Origin of the sequence: Streptomyces sp. NPDC051987 (genome assembly GCF_040680735.1) — a bacterium.
In the GTDB taxonomy this organism is placed as follows: domain Bacteria; phylum Actinomycetota; class Actinomycetes; order Streptomycetales; family Streptomycetaceae; genus Streptomyces.
This window is the reverse complement of record NZ_JBFAXI010000017.1, coordinates 95,503-113,208: the sequence shown is the minus strand read 5'-3', so window position 1 is coordinate 113,208 and position 17,706 is coordinate 95,503. Positions and strand designations below refer to the sequence as shown.

The following is a 17,706-nucleotide window of genomic DNA, read 5'->3' as shown; positions in this document are numbered from 1 at the left end:
TAAAAGAAGGGGGTCGGCGACGCGCCCCTTCAGGGGCGCGGGGAACTGCGCGACCGGCCACGACGGCGCCGCACCCGGCCGACGACCTACGGCGACTCGCCGAGCAGCCGTACCAGTTCGATCCGGGATCGGATGCCCAGGCGGGCGAAGACGCCCCGCAGATGGTGGTCGATGGTGCGCGGGCTGAGGTTGAGGCGGTCCGCGATCTCGCGGTTCGTGGCGCCGTCCGCCGCCATCCGGGCGACCGTCAGCTGCTGGGCGGTGAGCACGGCGGCCGGGTCGGTCCCGGCGTGCGGCGTCAACGGCGTTCCCAGCGCCCGGAGTTCGGCACGGGCCTGGGCCGCGCAGTGCGGGGCGCCGAAGGACTCGAAAGCCTCCAGGGCGCTGTGCAGCCGGTCCCGCGCCTCGGTGCGCTGCCGCAGCCGGCGCAGCGCGCCGCCGAACAGCAGCTCGGTGCGGGCGCGTTCGAAGTCCCGGGTGCCCCGGGCGTGCAGGTCCAGCGCCTCCCGGTAGTGCGGGACCGCTTCGGCGCCGGCCGCGAGCAGGGCCCGGCAGCGGGCGCTGAGCGCGAGGTCGTCGGGGCTGCGGACGGCGGTGGCCCAGCGGTGGTAGTCGGCGTGCGCGGCACGGGCGACCCGGGCGTCGCCGGTGCGGACGGCGGCCTCCACGTAGTGCGGGGTGGCCAGGTGCCGGATGGCCCGGTGGCCGTGTCCAGGCCCGAATCCGGCGAGGGCGCGCAGCCGGGCGGCCGCGGCAGGGAAGCGGCCGCCGGCCAGGTCGAGGAAGGCGAGCGCCCACTGGGCGAGGGCGGCGGGCAGCCCCAGTCCGTGTGCCAGGGCGTACGAGCGGGCGGCGGCCGCGCGCTCCCGGCAGGCCTGCTCGTCGCCGGTGACGGCGGCGAACATGGCGAGCGCGGCCTGGAGGTGGCAGGCTCCGTTGTCCTGACCGGTGGCGTAGGCCTGGCGCAGGGCCTCCTCGGCGGCGGCCTCGGCGGCCCGGGGGCGGCCGGTCCAGAAGTCGGCGTAGGCGCGGAACTCCATGGCCTGCGCCTGAGTGCCGGGCAGGCCGCGCGCCCGCGCGGAGGCGGCGGCCCGGAGGGTGGCGGTGACGGCCCGGGTGGGGTCGCCGAGCATCAGCGCGGCGATCCCGGAGTGGATCAGCGAGCGGGGGTCGCGACCCGGCCCGCAGCGGCCCGCGGTGGTCTTGAGGAGGATCCGGGCGTCGGCGTAGCGGCCTTCGACGGCGCAGGCGAGGGCGGCGAGGACGCCGGACTGCGGGAGGTCCAGCCACTGGGCGAGGATGTGGGCCTCGCGGCAGCGTCTGAGGTCGCCCGTGTACACGGCGGCCTCGGTGGCGAGCTCCAGCAGTTCGACGGCATCGGCGGTGCGTTCCTGCCGGACGGCGGCGGTGAGCAGGGCGTCGAAGGCCTCGGCGGCGTGGCCGGCCCGGAGGGCGAGGACGCCGTTGAGGGCGGAGTCGTCCGTGCGGGCGGCGAGCCGTCTCGCCCGGTCGGGCTCTCCGGAGCGCCAGGCGTCGGCGGCGGCCGAGGCGAGCAGCCGGGCTTCCTCGGCCGGGTCGGGGCTGAGGCCGGCGGCGCGTTCGGCGAGCGCGCGGGCCAGGGCGGGAGGCCCTTCGGCACGGGCCCGGTCGGCGGCGCCGCGCAGTTCCGCCGCGAGCCGGGCGCTGGGACCGAGGGCGGCGGCGCCCCGGTGCCAGGAGCGGCGGGTGGTCTCGCCCTTGCCGCCGAGCACCCGGGCGAGCAGGTGATGGGCCGCGCGCCGGTCGGCCGGCGAGGCGGTCTCGTAGGCGGCGATCCGGGTCCAGGGGTCCCGGAAGAGGACTCCGCCGGCACTGGCGTGGGCGACTCCGGCCGCCTCGGCCGCGTCCAGCGGGCGGGTGTCCAGCCGGCCGGCGGTGACCGCGCGCAGGAAGGCGTGGGTGGCCACCGGGTACTGGTCGGCGGCGGCGAGCTGCAGCAGCAGCCGGGTCTCCTCGGGCAGGGTGCGGATCTCCCGGCGCAGGACGCGCAGCAACTCCGGTGCCTGTTCAGCCGGTTCGACCGGCAGCGGGTCGACGCCTGCCGCCTGCCGTTCGGTCAGGCGCGGCACGAGTTCGGCCACGGCGCGCTGATCGTCGTAGACGACTCGTGTCACCCGGGTACGGACGCCCTCGGGGAGCGCCGAAGCCGGGTTCGGCCCCGCGTCGGTCGGCTGCGGTGGCGAAGTGCGGCCCGGAGGTGGGGGGTTCACCGGTATCACCACACGAAAGACGTTACTGGCGAGTTAGTTGACTCGTAAAGACTGGCGACTTCGCCGATGCGCCGCGCGTAGACCGGTCCTGACACTCCTGAACAACCCCACCCGTTTCAGGAGGCATCATGCAACGCGCCAAGCGTCGCATCGCAACCGCTCTGTCGGCGATAGCCGGTTCGCTCCTTCTGTCCCTCCCCCTGACCGCCGGCACCGCGCACGCGGCGAGCCACGAGCCGATCGTGTTCGTGCACGGCCTGAGCGGCGACGCCAGCGGCTGGAACGACTGGATCGCTGACTTCGAGGCGGACGGCTACTCGTCCTCCGAGCTGTACGCGATCTCCTACGACTGGACGAAGTCGAACGTCACCACCGCCTCGACGCTCGCCACCTACATCCAGTCCGTGCTGTCCAGGACCGGCGCCTCGAAGGTCGACCTGGTGGTGCACTCCATGGGCGCGCTCAACAGCCGCTACTACCTCAAGAACCTCGGCGGGACCTCGTACGTGGACCGCTTCGTCTCGGTCGCCGGGGTGAACCACGGCACCAGCGTCGCCTCGCTGTGCGGCTGGCTGTACACCTCCTGCAAGGAGATGACGACCGGCAGCTCGTTCCTGACCGCCCTGAACTCCGGTGACGAGACACCCGGCAGCGTCTCCTACGCGGCGTACTGGTCGGACTGCGACGCGGCGATCGACCCGGACACCTCGGCGGAGCTGAGCGGGGCGACCAACGTCGACGTCGGCTGCATCTCGCACACCGACATGAACAACGACCACGGCGTCTACGAGCAGGTGCGCGCCTTCCTCTCCTGAACCGCCCCGGCAGCGGGGGGTGCGACGGGCCCGTACGGGGGACAATCACCGTAGACCTGCTTCCGTGCGGAGGTCTGGAGGTCGTCATGCGGCTGATGTCCACCGGCGCCGGCACACCGGTGCGGGACCCCGTCCACCACCCGCTGTTCGCCCGTTTCTACGCTCGCTGCAGCGTCGCGGCCGAGACCGGTCTCGGCATGGCGGCGATCCGGGAGCGGCTGCTCTTCGGGCTGTCCGGGCGGGTGATCGAGATCGGCGCGGGCAACGGACTCAACTTCGCCCGCTACCCCGGTGCGGTCGCGGAGGTCGTGGCGATCGAACCGGAGCGCGTCCTGCGGCAGTTGGCGGCGGAGGCCGCCGTGCGCGCGGACGTCCCGGTGGATGTGGTGCCGGGTACCGCGGAGGCGCTGCCGGTGAAGAGCGAGGCCTTCGATGCGGCGGTCCTCTCGCTGGTGCTGTGCAGTGTCCGGGATGTGCGCCGGGCGCTCGCGGAGGTGCGGCGGGTGCTGCGGCCGGGCGGTGAGCTGCGGTTCTTCGAGCACGGCGCGGGCGGCGGCCCGGCGATGCGGTTCACCCAGCGGGCCCTGGACCGGACGGTGTGGCCGCTGCTGAGCGGCGGCTGCCACCTCTCCCGGGAGCCGGTCGCCGAGCTGCGCGCGGCCGGGTTCGAACTCGGCCCGTACCGCCGGGTGTTCCTGCCGGAGAAGGGGCCGCGGCTGCCCTCCTCGTACTGCGCGCTGGGCTTCGCCCGCAAACTGCGGGAATCCTGATCCCTGGTCCGCGGGTCCGCGGGTCCGAGGGTCCGAGGGTCCGCGGGTCCGCGGGTCCGTCACAGGCTCCAGCGGCGCAGCTCCTGGGCGATGTCGGCGACGCTCGCCTCGCCGTTCTTGACCAGCCGGGCCAGGTCGCGGACCTGCTCGGGCGAGGTGACGACCTTCAGGCCGCTGGCCACCAGGTAGGCGTAGGCGACCGAGGAGGCGAAGAGGGCGTTCGAGCGCTCCAGGGCCGGGACGTGGATCAGCAACTGGAGCAGGGCGGCGGCTCGGGCCTGCGGGGTGTCGTAGACGGGGACGTCGAATATCTCGGCCCGGTGCCTGGCGACGGCGGCGATCAGGGCACCCCAGTCGGTGACCTGCGGGTCACCCGGGGTCTTCTGTTCGGCGAGCATGAGGAGCCAGGCGAGGTCGATCGTCAGGTCGCTCAAGGGATCAGTGACGGCCTTCGGTGTTGTCAGACGTGTCGGTACCGTGCGTCTCACCGAACTCCTCGGCGAACACGGCCTCGTACTGCTTCATGAAATCGGCGGCGGCCTCGACGAACGTGCGGCCCGCCTCACCTGTGTCCTGCATGACCAGTTCCTCTATGTAGCGGTTGACGCTCACGCCGCGTGCGAGGGCGCGCTCGCGGGCGGCCTTGGCGGTGCCCTCGTCCACTCGCACGTTCAGCTGGGTCTTAGCCATACCTCGAAGCTAGCGCGGGACCGCTAGCGCGGGCAAGCGTGCATCGGAACCGAAAAGTGATACCGGCTGTGGGACGGGTCACACTACGCTCGCCCCGGACACAGAGGTCGGGTGGCCGTCGGGTGACCGTCGGGTGATCGGGGAGGCAGTCTTGTCCACAGCAGCCGCAAAGGCGCCCGGCGCCGACGGGGTCGCAGCCCGGGCACGCGGGCTGACCAAGGCGTACGGAGCGGGCGAGACGGCGGTGCTCGCGCTGGACTCGGTGGACGTGGACATCGCGCGCGGTCGCTTCACCGCGGTGATGGGTCCGTCGGGCTCCGGCAAGTCCACGCTGATGCACTGTCTGGCGGGGCTGGACACGGTCTCGGCCGGCCAGGTCTGGCTCGGCGGCACGGAGATAACGGGCCTGAAGGAGCGCGAGCTGACGCGGCTGCGCCGGGACCGGATCGGGTTCATGTTCCAGTCGTTCAACCTGATACCGACGCTCAGCGCGGCCGAGAACATCACGCTGCCCATGGACATCGCCGGCAGGAAGCCCGACGCGAAGTGGCTCGACGAGGTGATCGACACCCTCGGGCTGCGGGACCGGCTGAGACACCGGCCCGCACAGCTCTCCGGCGGGCAGCAGCAGCGCGTGGCCTGCGCGCGGGCGCTGGTCTCCCGACCGGAACTGATCTTCGCCGACGAACCGACCGGGAACCTGGACTCCCGGGCCGGTCTCGAGGTGCTGGGCTTTCTGCGGCAGGCGGTGGACCAGCTCGGCCAGACGGTCGTCATGGTCACCCACGACCCGGGCGCCGCCGCCCACTCCGACCTGGTGCTCTTCCTCGCGGACGGCCGGATCGTGGACCGGATGGAGGGGCCGACGGCGGAGGCCGTGCTCGAACGCATGCGCCTTTTTTCTGGGGGAGACGCCCAGACCCCCGGGTTCGACGTGGGACGCGGGTCCGCGGGGCCCGAGGAGGACTGACCGGTGCTCAAGGCGACGCTGCGCAGCTTCCTCGCGCACAAGGGGCGGCTGGTGCTGTCCGCACTGGCCATCGTCCTGTCCGTGGCGTTCGTCGCGGGCAGCCTGATCTTCTCCGACACCGTCACCCGCACCTTCGACCGGCTGTTCGCGTCCACCTCCGCCGACGTGACCGTCGAGCCGAAGGCGGACCTGAAGTCGTCCGTGCCGACCGGCGCCGTCCAGACCGTGCCGGCCGCGCTGGCCCGTGAGATCGCCAAGGTCGACGGGGCCGCGGCGACGCACGCGGACGTGTCCGTGCAGAACGTCGTGGTGGTCGACAGCCACAACAAGTCGGTCGGCCCGACCACCGGCGCCCCGACCGTCGCCACGGACTGGTACCTCAGCCACCGCAGCCCCTTGAAGCTGACCTCGGGACACGCCCCGCAGGGCGCCGGGCAGGCGCTCCTGGACGCCGACACCGCCGACAGGAAGCACGTGCGGATCGGCGACACGCTGACCGTGCAGGCCCAGCCGGGCACCTTCGAGGTGGAGATCGTCGGCATCGCCACCTTCACCACCACCAACCCCGGCGCGGCCCTGGTCTTCCTCGACCCGGCGGTGGCCGCGAAGGAACTGTTGGGCTCGGCCGGCCGGGCCACCAGCATCTCCGTGGACGCGGCGCCGGGGGTGACGGACGCCCAGCTCAAGCGACGGGTCGGCGCGGCGATCGGCACCGGGACCTACGGCCTGAAGACCGCCGACGAGCAGGCGAAGTCGTCGGCCGCGGACCTCGGCGGCTTCCTGGACGTGATCAAGTACGTGATGCTGGGATTCGCCGGGATCGCCACCCTGGTGGGCGTCTTCCTCATCGTCAACACCTTCTCCATGCTGATCGCCCAGCGCACCCGGGAGCTGGGGCTGCTGCGCGCCCTGGGCGCCGACCGGCGACAGGTGCGGCAATCCGTGCTCACCGAGGCGGTGCTGCTCGGGCTGGCCGGCTCGACGCTGGGCCTGGGCGCCGGGATCGGGCTGGCGTTCGGGCTGATCAGGCTGATGACCGCGTTCGGCATGAACCTCAAGGCCGCCGAGATGGTCATCGGCTGGGGCACGCCGGTCGCCGCCTACGTCGTGGGCGTCGGCGTCACCTTCGTCGCCGCGTATCTGCCCGCCCGGCGCGCGGCCGGAGTGTCGCCGATGGCGGCGCTCGTGGACGCCGACATCGCCGGTGTGGGCAGGCCGCTCAGGGCACGGGCGATCGCCGGTTCGGCCGTCGGGGTGCTCGGGGCCGCGTCCCTGGCAGGGTGCGCGACCGCGACCAGAACGGCGTCGGCGGCCTCGCTGCTGGGCCTCGGGGTGATCCTGACCCTGATCGCGACCGTCATTTCGGGCCCGCTGCTGGTCCGTCCCGTCATCCGGGTTCTCGGCGCTGCCTTCCCCGTCCTGTTCGGCCCGGTCGGCCGGATGAGCCAGCGCAACGCCCTGCGCAACCCGCGCCGTACCGGGGCCACCGCCGCCGCGCTCGTGGTGGGGCTCGCCCTGGTCGGCGGGATGTCGGTGGCCAGCGCCTCCATGTCGAAGTCCTTCGACCAGCAGATCGACAAAACCCTCGGCGCCGACTTCGTCGTCCAGAACGGCAACTTCCTGCCGTTCACCCAGGAGATCACCGACAAGGTCCGCGGCACCGCGGGCGTGGGGCTGGTCGTGCGGCAGCGGTTCGCGCCCGTGGCGGTGCGCCTGCCGGACGGCAAGCGGGTCACCACGACCGCCGCGGGGTACGACCCGCAGGTGGACAAGGTCGCCCACGTCGTCTACCGGGGCGGTGACACCGCGGCCGCGCTGGCCGCGGGCGGTCTCGGCATGGACGTCAATTTCGCGGAGGACCACAGGGTGCGCCTCGGCACCGTGCTGCCGGTCGAGTTCCCGGGCGGCAGGACCGCCGAGATGAAGGTGGGTGCCCTCAGCGATCAGGGCAGCGGAGGCGGATTCGGCACGCAGGGCGGGTTGGTGTTCGGCATCGCCACCATCGAGAAGTACGTCCCCGGCGGCCAGGACTCGGCGTTGTACGTCAACCGGGCCCCGGGCACCAGCGCCGATCAGCTGCGTTCGCGGCTGGAGCGGACGCTGGCGCCGTATCCGCAGGTGCAGGTGCGTGACCAGGCCGACTACAAGAAGCTGGTCCACGACCAGATCGCCGTCCTGCTCTACCTGGTGTACGCGCTGCTCGGGCTGGCGATCGTCATCGCGGTGCTCGGGGTGGTCAACACCCTCGCCCTGTCGGTGGTGGAGCGCACCCGCGAGATCGGGCTGCTGCGCGCGATCGGGCTGGCCCGGCGGCAGCTGCGCCGGATGATCCGGCTGGAGTCGGTGGTCATCGCGGTGTTCGGCGCGGTGCTGGGGCTCGCGCTCGGGCTCGTGTGGGGCGTGTGCACCCAGCAGGTCCTGGCGCTCCAGGGCATGAAGGCGCTGGCGATCCCGTGGGGCACGATCGTCGCGGTGGTGATCGGCTCGGCGGCCGTCGGCGTCGCGGCCGCACTCCTGCCGGCGTTGCGCGCATCGCGCATGAACGTGCTGGCCGCGATCGCGCACGAGTGAGACGAGCCGGCGCCCCCGGCGCACACCCCGCGTCCGACCGGGCGGGCGCGACACAGCCGACCCCGCTGTGACGCGCCCCCGGACAGCAACGCCGCCGGCACCCGCCGGGTGGATGCGCTCGGGTTCGATCCGGCGGGTCCGGTACCGCCGGATCGATCGGCGGGTCCGGTCCAGCTCACGGGGCGTGCTGTGTGCGGGGCGTGCCGTGCGCGGGGCGTGCCGTGTGCGGGGCATGCCGTGTGCGGGGCGTTCAGGGCCGCCGTTCGCGGACGGTGGGCGTCCGCCCCCGGGTGGCCAGGGTTCTGAGGAGCGCGCTTCGTCCGCGGTCGGGGACCGTCCACAGCGTCTGGCCCCGCACCCCCCACCGCTCCAGCAGGGCGTTGGCCGCGAGGAAGCCGCTCGTGGCCGCCCGTTCCATGAGCGCCACGGGCAGGCCGGTGCGGACCAGATCGCCGGCCACGACCAGTCCGGGGTGGGGGGTGCGGACGGTGGGGCGGTCGCCGTAGCCGCCCACCGGGAACAGGGGGCAGTCCTCGCGCCACTCGTGACGGGCGTCGACCACCGTGGCCGTGGTGGTCTCCGGATACACCCAGTGCAGTTGGTCCAGGATGCGCTTCTGTTCGACGTCCCGGGCGGCACCTGGCGGTACGGCGTAGGCGTGCAGTTCGACGACAGAACCTCCGGTGCGCGCGCTCCAGCGTGCCGCCTCGTCCTCGTAGCGCTCCAGCACGCTGATGTTGTCGAGGGTGCCGAAGCCGCTGGTGCCGAGGAAGCCGGGCCGGTCGGGTGCGACGGGCCGGTCCAACCACACGCGGCTGACCAGGAAGGGCGGGGCGGTGCGCAGCCGTCCGATCCGCTCGCGCCAGGCCGCGTCGCCCAGCTGCGGGCTGCGCTCGACCAGCGAGCGCAGCCCCGCGCCGTCCAGGGCGAGGACGACCCCGTCGTGGCGGCGCTCGTCCTGTCCGGCGGCGACGACCAGACCGCCGTCCGGGGTGGGCTCGATGTGCTCGACGGCCGTGCCGGTGCGCACCCGCGCCCGGTGCCGGGCCAGATAGCCGGCGAGCGGGTCCCACAGGGCGGCCGGAAAGGGAGCGCGGGGCACGTCGAACAGCAGCCCCTCGGCGGAGCCGAGGAAGTAGATGTGGAACATCAGCGCCATCTCGGCGGCCGACAGCTCACGCGGATCGGCGAAGAAGCTCCGGGAGAACACCTCGAAGGCCAGGTGCCGGGCGTCCTCAGGGAAGCCCACGACGTCCAGGAAGTCGTGGGCGCTGGTGCCGTCCAGCTGGTCGTACACCTCCGGCACGCGCACGTCGAGCAGGGGCAGGGCCGCGCGCGGGTCCATGGCGCGCAGGTCCGCGAGCCGGAAGGAGGGGCTGAGCGCCACGAAACCGAGCGCGCTGAGCGGCGGGGTGCGCGGGACGTGCCGGAAACTGTCGCGCAGGCCGCCGGCGTGCAGCAGCGGGTAGTCCGCGAGGCCGGTGAGCCGCTCCAGGCCGGGGTCGGTTCGGCGCAGCAGTCCGCGCAGGTTGTAGTACTGACGGAAGAACGCGTGGAAGCCGCGGCTCATGGTCACCGTGGTGCCGCCCCGCAGCTCGGTCGGCCAGCCGCCCACCCGGCCGCCGAGGTACGGCAGCTTCTCGTACACGGTGACGGCCACCCCGCGCTCGGCGAGCGCGGTGGCGGCGGCCAGGCCGGCGATGCCCGCGCCGACCACCGCCACCGACGGCGGGCTGCCCTGCACCCGGGGGGCGCCGGGCCGGGCGGGCAGGATCCGGGCCCTGCGGTCGCGTCCCCGGCGCGCGGCGCCCTGGTGTGCGGTCCTCATGCGTCCTCCGTAGGTTGGTGGGCGGCCCGGGAGCCGTCCGCCCGGCTTGCGACAAAGGTGTGGGTGATGCCGGTCTGCCAGCCCGGCAACGGCAGGGCGCGCACCTGTTCGAAACCGGCCGCGCCGAGCCGCCGCGCGAAGCGTCCGGCCGTGTCGAACTCCACCACGCTGCGCCACAGGTGCCGGTAGAGCGGCCCGTCCCCCAGCAGGGTCGCCACGGGCTGTACGACACCCCGGCACACCAGCGTCCAGACCGCGCGGTCGGCGCGCCGCCCGCGGAGGGCGTACTCGTGCACGGCGAGCCGCCCGCCCGGCCGCAGCAGCCCGTGCACGGCGGCGAGGACGGCGTCGGGATCGGTGACGTTGCGCAGGAGATAGGCCGCGAACACCGCGTCGAAGGGGCCGCGCACCCCGGCCTCGGACAGCCGCTCGGCGGGAGCGTGCACGAAGGTCACCCCGTCGGCCCACGGTTTGGCCGCGGCCCGCCGGAGCATTCCGGCCGAGGCGTCCACAGCCGTGACGTCGGCGGCGGGCAGGACCGAGCGCAGGGCGGCGGTGGAGGCGCCGGTTCCGCACCCGAGGTCGAGCAGGCGCAGCCCCTGCCCCCGGCCGGGCAGTCCGAGCCGGCGCACCGAGCGGCGCAGGTGGGCGTGGTAGCCGGGGTTGGCGGCCACGAGCGTGTCATAGCTGCGGGCGGCGTGGTCGAAGGCGGCAGCGAGGTTCTCGTCGCGCAACAGCGTCATGTGGTCTCCGTCGGGGGGAGGTTCGGAGCGGGCGGCACGGACGGGTCCGGCGCGGGAAGCGGCGGGGTGGCGGGCGGCGTGGGCGGAGGCGACGCGATCGTGGGCGGCACGGGCGGATCCGGCGCGGGAAGCGGCGGGGTGGCGGGCGGGGCGAAGGGGCGGCGGGGCAGCAGGGGCAGTTCCAGGGCGGAGCGCAGCATCGGGCCGACGGGTGCGTGCAGGCCGACGCGCAGGTCCTCGTGCAGGCGGGTGCCTCCGTCGAGGAAGCGCAGCAGCCGTGCCATGGGCACGCGGGCGAACAGCCGGCCGAACAGCTCCGGACCGTCGGCCCGGCCGCTGTCCAGCGCGCGCAGCAGGACGGCGTCCATGGCGCGGGAGCGCGCCGAGTGCGCGGCGGGCGGCACCGGGCGGCGCCCGCGGCGCAGGGCCTCGGCGACGGCACTGGTCTGGCGCTGCAGACCGGCGAAGGTGTAGCCGGTGGCGGGGCGGGTGGCTCCGCCGGCCGCGCCGATGCGGAAGACCGAGGTCCCGCTCTGCCGGGGGACCGGCGCGTCGGTCATCGGGATGACGCCGGTCTCGGTGGCCAGGACCTGCCGTTCGCCGAGCCGCAGCACCTCGTCGGCGTAGTGCCGTACCGCGGCCTCGTAGCGCTCCGGCGTGAGCAGGTGCCGGGAGAACTCGGTGTACTCCACCAGCGCCTCGCACGGCCCGGTCGGCAGGACGTAGCCGAAGGACAGGCCGTGGTCGGGCTGCGGGGTGCGGAAGTCCATCAGCTCCACGACGGCCGGGTCGAAGACGGGCCGGGCGGTGCGCACGAACCAGCCGTGGAAGTGCTGCAGCAAGGTGGTGCGCGCGGCCGGCAGGCTGCCCGGTGGGCGGGAGTCGAGGACCCAGCGCGCGCTGAGCGGCCGTGCCCGGCCATCGGCGTCCCGCAGCAGCAGGCGCGCGCCACCCGGCACGTCCTCCACCGCTTCGACGGTCGCTTCCAGGCGCCGGACGTTGGGGCTGCGGGCCAGATCCCGGGCGACGAGGCGCTCGAAGTCGCCGGAGCGGATCATGCGGTACCGCAGCGGGGCGATTCCGCCCTCGACGGGGGCCCCGGTGCGCGGGCGCACTCGCAGCCGCTGCCACTCGGCCCGCACCGCCGCGTCGAACCGGCCCGGCCCCGCCGCCCAGTAGCACCAGGTCCGTGGGGGCGGCCGCAACGGTCCGGGCGGCGCGTCGATCAGCACCACGGACGGTGTCCGCAGGCCCGGCACGGTGCCGGCGAGCCGGTGGGCCAGCGACAGCCCGGCGGCGCCCGCACCCACGACGGCCACGTCCGTCTCCGGCACGGCCTCTCCCTTCCTCGGCCTTGTCGGGCCACTTCCTCGGCCTTGTCGGGCCTTCCTCGGCCTTGTCCGGCCACTCCCTCGGCCTTGTCCGGCCACTTCCTCAGCCTTGTCGGGCCTTCCTCGGCGTTCCCACGTGTCTGTTCCCAGGTGCTTGCTCCTGGCGGTGGTTTCCGAACGGGCGGTGGAGGGACACGACGCCCGCCCTCGGAAGCCCCGGCCTGGTCTTCCGGATTGTGTACCCCGGCGGATGCAGGCACTTCCCTGACGGCGCGCGGCCGAACGCCACAGACGGCACCGTTGAGGGGGCGGACCCGGTGGCCGCCGCGATCGCGTGGCAGTGCGCGCATCCGTCCACGCCGCCCGCGCCGAAGCAGACGGGTGACGGGAACGACGGACACAGACACGACGGAGGGAACCGGGATGCGTCCCACGCACGCGAAGGACCACCCTGCGGAGGCGCCGCCGCGGCCGGTCGCGGCCGCGCCCGTGGCGTCACTTCCGCGCAGGCCGGTGGCCGACGACGGACAGGGACCCGGCAGGACCGAGGCACGCCCGGTGGCGAGCGGACCGCTTCCGGCCGGGGCCGCCGAGGTGCGCGAGGCCGACGCCGACGTGCCCGGCGCGGTCGGCCGGATGCTCGACCATGTGCTGGCGGAGCGCCTGCGCCGCGCCCGCGTGGCGGATCCCCTGTTCGCCGAGGAACTGGCCGAACGGGTGGCGCGCTTCACCCTGCAGGGTGGCAGGCGCACGCGCGCCCAGCTGGTGTGGTGGGCCTCGCGGGCCTGCGCCGGCCGGGACCCGGCGGCCGCGGGGGCGGCCCTGCACCTCGCGGCCGCCCTGGAACTGCTCCAGACGTGCGCGCTCGTCCACGACGACGTGATGGACCGGGCCTCGCTGCGGCGTGGCCGGCCGGCGCTGCACACGGACCTGACCGGCAGCCATGCCGGCCGGGTGGGCCCCGAACGGGCCGAGCGGTTCGGGCAGTCGGCGGCGGTCCTCGCCGGGGACCTGGCGCTGGCCTGGGCCGACGACCTGGTGGCGGAGACGCCGCTGGCGCCCTGGACCGGGGTGGTGGTGCGGCGGCTGTGGAGCGACATGCGCACGGAGATGGTGGCGGGCCAGTACCTGGACGTCCAAGGCCAGATCACCGCGGCCCGGTCCATGCCGCGCGCGCTGCGCGCCGCCTGCCTGAAGAGCGCGCTGTACTCGGTGGAGCGGCCTCTCGCCCTGGGCGCCACCGCGGCGGGCGCGGACGAGCTGACGGTACGCCGGCTGTGCGACGCCGGACGCTGTGTCGGCATGGCCTTCCAGCTGCGCGACGACCTGGACGACGTCTTCGGCGACCCGCTGGAGACCGGCAAGGCGTGCGGCGGCGACATCCGGGAGGGCAAACCGACCTATCTGGTCGCGGTCGCCCGCGCGCGGGCCGAGGCGGCCGGCGACGACGCCGCACTGGCCGTCCTGGACCGGCGGCTCGGGGATGCGTCCCTCACCGTGGGCGGTCTGGACGAGGTGCGGGACGTGCTGGTCAGGACGGGGGCGCGCGCCACCGTGGAGAGCAAGATCGACCGACTCGCCGAGCAGGGCCTGCGGCACTTCGACGGCGCCCTGCTCGACCCGGAGGGCGCCGAGCCACTGCGCGCTCTGCTCATCGCGGCGGCCGGCGCCCGGCCGGGCGGGGCCGGGCGGGATCAGGCACGGCGGGGTGGGGCCGGGCCGGGCCTGACACGGCCAGAGGGAGCGGGGCCGAGTCAGGCCCGGACGGGGGAAGCCAGGCCAGGTCAGGTGAGGCCCGAAGGACATGAGCTGCGGTCGGACGGAGCTGAGCGGATCGAGGCCCGGCCGGACGGCGCCGGGCCAGGGGCGGGGCGGTCGGGTGGCGACGCCGTCGTATGTCTGCGGCCCGCGCACGGGTCGCACGCGTCCGGTGCCCGCCGTGGTGCGGGGAGTGGCCGGTGACGCGCACCCTGCCCGGCCCCACGGACCACGTCGTGGTCGTCGGCGCCGGACTCGCCGGGCTGTCCGCGGCGTTGCACCTGCTGGGTGCCGGACGCCGGGTCACCGTCGTCGAACGCGAGGAGCTGCCCGGCGGCCGGGCCGGACGCCTCGACCTGGGCGGGTACCGGATCGACACCGGGCCCACCGTGCTGACCATGCCGGAGCTGGCGGACGAGGCGTTCGCCGCCGTCGGCGAGAGCCTGTACGAGCGGGTCGAGCTGATCCCCCTGCACCCGGCCTACCGGGCCTGCTTCGCCGACGGCAGCAGCCTCGACGTGCACACCGGCGCGGAGGCGATGGCCGCGGAGGTGGAGCGGTTCGCCGGAGCGGCGGAGGCGGCGGGCTACCGGCGGCTGCGCGACTGGCTCCAGCGGCTGTACCGGGCCCAGATGCGCCGGTTCATCGACGCCAACTTCGACTCACCGCTCGGCCTGCTCAACGGCGACCTCGTCCGGCTCGCGGCGCTGGGCGGCTTCGGCCGCCTGGACGCCCGGATCGGCCGTTTCCTGAGCGACGAGCGGCTGCGCCGGGTGTTCTCCTTCCAGGCCCTCTACGCGGGTGTGCCGCCGGAGCGGGCGCTGGCCGCCTACGCGGTCATCGCCTACATGGACACCGTCGCCGGCGTGTACTTCCCCCGCGGCGGCATGCATGCGCTGCCGCGGGCGATGGCGGAGGCGGCCGCCGCGGCAGGCGCCGAGCTGCGGTTCGGGCAGCGGGTGACCCGCCTGGAGCGGTCGGGCGAGCGCGTCACGGCCGTCGTCACCGACGCCGACCGCATCCCCTGCGACGCGGTCGTCCTCACCCCGGACCTGCCGGTCGCCTACCGGCTGCTCGGCCGCCGGCCGCGCAGACCGCTCGGACTGCGCCACTCCCCCTCCGCGGTGGTGCTGCACGCCGGCACGGACCGCACCTGGCCCCAGCTCGCCCACCACACGATCTCGTTCGGCGCGGCGTGGCGCACCACCTTCGGTGAACTCACCCGCGCCGGACGGCTGATGAGCGATCCGTCGCTGCTCGTCACCCGGCCCACCACCACCGATCCGGGCCTCGCGCCGCCGGGCCACCACCTGCACTACATCCTCGCCCCCTGCCCCAACACCGACATCGGCCCGGACGCGGCGGCCTGGTCCGACCTCGGCCCGCGATACCGGGACACGCTGCTGCGGGAGCTGGAGCGGCGCGGGCTGGACGGCATCGAAGCCGCCATCGAGGAGGAGTGCCTGATCACCCCGGCGGACTGGCACGCCCAGGGGCACGCCGCCGGTACGCCCTTCTCGGCCGCCCACACCTTCGCGCAGACCGGGCCGTTCCGGCCGCGCAACCTGGTGCGCGGCACCGAGAACGCGGTCCTGGCGGGGTGCGGGACCACGCCCGGCGTGGGCGTGCCGACCGTGTTGCTGTCGGGGAAGCTGGCCGCGGCCCGCGTCACCGGCGTACCCGGCCGCCGCAGCACCCGCGGGCGCCCCACCGCGACCGCCGCCACCGCGACCGCGCCCGCCACCGACACCGGTTCCCCGGCCGCCGCACGGCGCCTTCCGCTGCCGGACGGACCTCCGGCCGACCCGACGGCGCCCACCACCCGAGGCAGGACACGATGACCGACCGAGAGCTGGACGCCGCGGGGATCAGCGATCCGGCGCTGCGCGCGGCCTACCGTCACTGCCGCGCCCTGAACGCCCGGCACGGCAAGACCTACTTCCTCGCCACCCGGCTGCTGCCGATCGAGCGGCGGCCCGCCGTGCACGCCCTGTACGGCTTCGCCCGCTGGGCCGACGACATCGTCGACTCCCTCGACCCGGGCGCCGGACCCGAGCTGCGGGTGCGGGCGCTGACCCGGCTCCAGGAGGAACTGGAGCAGGGGCTGCGGCAGGGCGGTGGCGAGCCGGTGGTGCGCGCGCTCGCCGACACCGCCCGCCGCTACGCCATCGACCACACCCACTTCCGGGACTTCATGACCGCGATGCGCTCCGACCTGGTCGTGACCGCCTATCCCACCTACGCCGACCTGCGCGGGTACATGCACGGCTCGGCCGCGGTGATCGGGCTCGAGATGCTGCCGGTCCTGGGCACGGTGGTGGAGCGGGAGGAGGCCGCGCCGTACGCCGCGGCGCTCGGTGTCGCCTTCCAGCTGAGCAACTTCCTGCGGGACGTCGGCGAGGACCTGGACCGCGGGCGCGTCTACCTGCCCGCCGACCTGCTCGCCGGTCACGGCGTGGACCGGGAGCTGCTGTCCTGGAGCCGCGCGACGGGCCGCCCGGACGGCAGGATCACCGCCGCGCTCAGGGAGTTCGAGGCGCTGACCCGCGGCGTGTACCGGGCGGCCATGCCCGGGGTCGACCTGCTCGACCCGGTGGCGCGGCCCTGCATCCGCACCGCGGCCGTCCTGTACGGCGGCATCCTGGACGCCGTCGCCCGTGACGGCTACACCGTGCTGCACCGGCGGTCGGTGGTACCGCGGCGGCGCAGGGCGGTGGTCGCCGCCGACGGGCTGGTCCGGGTGGCGGCGGCCAGGCTGCGCGCACGGACGGTCGCCGGACACCGGCCGAACCCTGCCGCCCGCCCCCTGCCCGCGGCCGCGGCTTCGGACGCGCCCATGGCCCCGCCCACGGATGCGCCCTCGCCGACGGCGGCCGTCCGCTCCACCGAGGAGGTCGCGTGAACCGCCGCCGTCTGCCGCTGTCGCTGCGCCGGCACGCCGTGTCCTGGGAGCGTCAGCGGCCCACCTGGCAGGAGGCGCGGCCCGGCCTGATCGCCGGGGGGCTGAAACGGGCCCAGGCCCGCCCGTCCGGCAACTGGTACGTCCTCGGCGCCTCCCACGCCCTGCGGGGCGACGGCAAGCTGGCGCGGACCGTGGCGGGGCAGGAGGTCGTGGTGTGGCGGGGGCCCGACGGGCGCCTCGTCGGCGGACCGGGGATCTGCCCGCACCTGGGAGCACCGCTGCGGGACAGTCCGGTGCGCTGCGGCACGCTGGTGTGCCACTGGCACGGACTGGCCCTGGACGGCGGCCCGTACGCGGGCTGGTCCCCCCTGCCGGTGCACGACGACGGGGTGCTGGTGTGGGTCCGGCTGGACGCGGTGGGCGGCGAAGAGCCGCTGGACGCGCCGGTCGTGCCGCGGCGGCCCGAACCCGCGCGCGCCCTGACGGCCGTGTACACCGGGGTGGGTGTCTGCGAGCCCGAGGACGTGGTGGCCAACCGGCTCGATCCGTGGCACGGGGCGTGGTTCCACCCCTACTCGTTCGTGGACCTGACCGTGGTGGACGCACCCGGCGGCCCGGCCGGCGCGGCCGGTGGCTCGGCGGGCGACGGCCCGGACGCGCTGACCGTCGACGTGTCCTTCAAGGTGGCGGGCCGCCTGGTGGTGCCGGTCCGCGCCGTCTTCACCGCGCCCGAACCTCGCACGGTCGTCATGCACATCACCGAGGGCGAGGGCGCGGGCTCCGTGGTCGAGACGCATGCCACGCCGCTCGGCGCGGACGGAGCGGGACGGCCGCGCACCGCCGTCGTGGAGGCGGTGGTCGCCGCCTCGCACCGTCCGGGCTTCGCTGCCGCCCGCCGGGCGGCACCACTGCTGCGTCCCCTGGTCCGCGCGGCGGCCGGGCGGCTGTGGCGGGACGACCTGGCCTACGCCGAGCGCCGCTGGCAGCTGCGGTCGACGGGCCGCTTCCCGGGCTGAGCGGCGGCAGGGCGCCAGGCGGCAAGCGGCAAGCACCGTGCTCGGAGGCCGGACATGTGTGAG

At 74.9% G+C, this 17,706-nt stretch carries 14 protein-coding genes; 8 read left to right on the top strand and 6 right to left on the bottom strand.

From position 1 onward, the window contains the following. Positions 1 to 86 precede the first annotated feature (86 nt). Positions 87 to 2,261 (bottom strand): LuxR C-terminal-related transcriptional regulator, encoded by a 2,175-nt coding sequence (locus AB0M11_RS12565; protein ID WP_365704329.1) that lies wholly within the window; start codon positions 2,259 to 2,261, stop codon positions 87 to 89. A 116-nt stretch (positions 2,262 to 2,377) separates the two neighbouring features. On the opposite strand from AB0M11_RS12565, the gene AB0M11_RS12560 reads away from it, so the two are divergent. Together AB0M11_RS12560 and AB0M11_RS12555 are read left to right on the top strand one after the other, a co-directional pair. Continuing rightward, the gene (locus AB0M11_RS12560; protein WP_365704327.1) at positions 2,378 to 3,064 is read left to right on the top strand and encodes a triacylglycerol lipase; all 687 of its coding nucleotides are present in this window, start codon (positions 2,378 to 2,380) and stop codon (positions 3,062 to 3,064) included. 86 nt (positions 3,065 to 3,150) lie between these two features. After that, a complete protein-coding gene (locus tag AB0M11_RS12555) occupies positions 3,151 to 3,834 on the top strand; it encodes a class I SAM-dependent methyltransferase (protein ID WP_365704325.1) in 684 nt (227 codons plus the stop codon). A 59-nt stretch (positions 3,835 to 3,893) separates the two neighbouring features. On the opposite strand, the gene AB0M11_RS12550 is transcribed toward AB0M11_RS12555, so the two are convergent. After that, positions 3,894 to 4,268: a fic family toxin-antitoxin system, toxin component gene (locus AB0M11_RS12550; protein WP_293996212.1), complete on the bottom strand. Its 375-nt coding sequence runs from the start codon at positions 4,266 to 4,268 to the stop codon at positions 3,894 to 3,896. A gap of 4 nt (positions 4,269 to 4,272) precedes the next feature. Further along, complete coding sequence (locus AB0M11_RS12545) at positions 4,273 to 4,524, bottom strand: toxin-antitoxin system HicB family antitoxin (RefSeq protein WP_365704322.1); 252 nt, start codon at positions 4,522 to 4,524, stop codon at positions 4,273 to 4,275. A 151-nt stretch (positions 4,525 to 4,675) separates the two neighbouring features. Here AB0M11_RS12545 and AB0M11_RS12540 point away from each other — a divergent pair, with 151 nt between their 5' ends. After that, on the top strand, positions 4,676 to 5,494 hold the full coding sequence (locus tag AB0M11_RS12540; protein ID WP_365704320.1) for an ABC transporter ATP-binding protein: 819 nt from the start codon (positions 4,676 to 4,678) through the stop codon (positions 5,492 to 5,494). Between the two features lie 3 nt (positions 5,495 to 5,497). Further along, positions 5,498 to 8,065, top strand: a complete 2,568-nt coding sequence (locus AB0M11_RS12535; RefSeq protein WP_365704318.1) for an FtsX-like permease family protein — start codon at positions 5,498 to 5,500, stop codon at positions 8,063 to 8,065. A gap of 250 nt (positions 8,066 to 8,315) precedes the next feature. Here AB0M11_RS12535 and AB0M11_RS12530 read toward each other — a convergent pair whose 3' ends face one another. The 3 genes from AB0M11_RS12530 to AB0M11_RS12520 are packed head-to-tail and all read right to left on the bottom strand — an operon-like array spanning position 8,316 to position 11,970. After that, entirely contained in the window at positions 8,316 to 9,893 is a 1,578-nt protein-coding gene (locus AB0M11_RS12530; RefSeq protein ID WP_365704316.1) for an FAD-dependent oxidoreductase, read from the bottom strand. Continuing rightward, entirely contained in the window at positions 9,890 to 10,636 is a 747-nt protein-coding gene (locus AB0M11_RS12525; RefSeq protein WP_365704314.1) for a class I SAM-dependent methyltransferase, read from the bottom strand. Before AB0M11_RS12525 ends, AB0M11_RS12530 begins: the two co-directional genes overlap by 4 nt. Further along, positions 10,633 to 11,970, bottom strand: coding sequence for a lycopene cyclase family protein (locus AB0M11_RS12520; RefSeq protein WP_365704312.1), 1,338 nt, complete (start codon positions 11,968 to 11,970; stop codon positions 10,633 to 10,635). Before AB0M11_RS12520 ends, AB0M11_RS12525 begins: the two co-directional genes overlap by 4 nt. A 420-nt stretch (positions 11,971 to 12,390) precedes the next feature. On the opposite strand from AB0M11_RS12520, the gene AB0M11_RS12515 reads away from it, so the two are divergent. Genes AB0M11_RS12515 through AB0M11_RS12500 form a run of 4 tightly spaced genes read left to right on the top strand, consistent with a single transcriptional unit; the run spans position 12,391 to position 17,643 of the window. Next, positions 12,391 to 13,929, top strand: a complete 1,539-nt coding sequence (locus AB0M11_RS12515) for a polyprenyl synthetase family protein (RefSeq protein ID WP_365704310.1) — start codon at positions 12,391 to 12,393, stop codon at positions 13,927 to 13,929. Then, positions 13,926 to 15,566, top strand: coding sequence for a phytoene desaturase (locus AB0M11_RS12510; RefSeq protein ID WP_365704307.1), 1,641 nt, complete (start codon positions 13,926 to 13,928; stop codon positions 15,564 to 15,566). The genes AB0M11_RS12515 and AB0M11_RS12510 overlap by 4 nt, the downstream gene beginning before the upstream one ends. Continuing rightward, complete coding sequence (locus AB0M11_RS12505; RefSeq protein WP_365704304.1) at positions 15,563 to 16,627, top strand: phytoene/squalene synthase family protein; 1,065 nt, start codon at positions 15,563 to 15,565, stop codon at positions 16,625 to 16,627. The genes AB0M11_RS12510 and AB0M11_RS12505 overlap by 4 nt, the downstream gene beginning before the upstream one ends. Next, positions 16,624 to 17,643, top strand: coding sequence for a DUF5914 domain-containing protein (locus AB0M11_RS12500; RefSeq protein WP_365704302.1), 1,020 nt, complete (start codon positions 16,624 to 16,626; stop codon positions 17,641 to 17,643). Before AB0M11_RS12505 ends, AB0M11_RS12500 begins: the two co-directional genes overlap by 4 nt. Positions 17,644 to 17,706 lie beyond the last annotated feature (63 nt).

What these genes read in the sequence shown, in the direction of transcription:
- AB0M11_RS12560 (WP_365704327.1), top strand. Translation starts at nt 2,378, where the DNA reads ATGCAACGCGCCAAGCGTCGCATCGCAACCGCTCTGTCGGCGATAGCC.
- AB0M11_RS12555 (WP_365704325.1), top strand. Translation starts at nt 3,151, where the DNA reads ATGCGGCTGATGTCCACCGGCGCCGGCACACCGGTGCGGGACCCCGTC.
- AB0M11_RS12545 (WP_365704322.1), bottom strand. Translation starts at nt 4,524, where the DNA reads ATGGCTAAGACCCAGCTGAACGTGCGAGTGGACGAGGGCACCGCCAAG.
- AB0M11_RS12530 (WP_365704316.1), bottom strand. Translation starts at nt 9,893, where the DNA reads ATGAGGACCGCACACCAGGGCGCCGCGCGCCGGGGACGCGACCGCAGG.
- AB0M11_RS12525 (WP_365704314.1), bottom strand. Translation starts at nt 10,636, where the DNA reads ATGACGCTGTTGCGCGACGAGAACCTCGCTGCCGCCTTCGACCACGCC.
- AB0M11_RS12515 (WP_365704310.1), top strand. Translation starts at nt 12,391, where the DNA reads ATGCGTCCCACGCACGCGAAGGACCACCCTGCGGAGGCGCCGCCGCGG.
- AB0M11_RS12505 (WP_365704304.1), top strand. Translation starts at nt 15,563, where the DNA reads ATGACCGACCGAGAGCTGGACGCCGCGGGGATCAGCGATCCGGCGCTG.